At 40.4% G+C, this 401-nt stretch carries 1 protein-coding gene; it reads right to left on the bottom strand.

The window, feature by feature from the left end; all coding sequences use genetic code 11:
• Positions 1 to 401 (bottom strand): phenylalanine--tRNA ligase beta subunit-related protein (locus E0L35_RS25885; RefSeq protein ID WP_212751730.1); only part of this gene is annotated, 401 nt, incomplete at both ends.

The following is a 401-nucleotide window of genomic DNA, read 5'->3' as shown; positions in this document are numbered from 1 at the left end:
AACATGTTTTGCATTGACTGCAGCAGTTTTTTGCATTGCTCTTGTGTCATGGATGGCAATAAATATACAATTTGGACAGCGTTTTTCGTGTCTTTTGTGACAGCTGTCCGCTGCGAATCAACAATTGGACTGCCAAATGGCCCATGAATGTCTTTTGATACGAGTTTACGGGAAAAGTTGACAGTGCGCCCATTGATGGCGATATACTCATCTTGATCTGTTCCTATCTCAACGGCAACCGGTCCCTCTAATTTATCTAAGTCGTAAATGCCGATTGGAATTTTATAATATAAGGAAAAGAAATTGTTCACATCAGCTGCCGAGTGGATAGTTGGGACAAAATTTTTCTTTTGAATACGTCGATATAAGCTTTCTGATGAAGGGCGATATTTGCTCGGATC

Origin of the sequence: Halomonas sp. ATBC28 (genome assembly GCF_005937175.1) — a bacterium.
Classification (GTDB): domain Bacteria; phylum Pseudomonadota; class Gammaproteobacteria; order Pseudomonadales; family Halomonadaceae; genus Vreelandella; species Vreelandella titanicae.
Note: the sequence above shows the minus strand (reverse complement) of the source record. Positions and strands in the feature narration are given on the sequence as shown.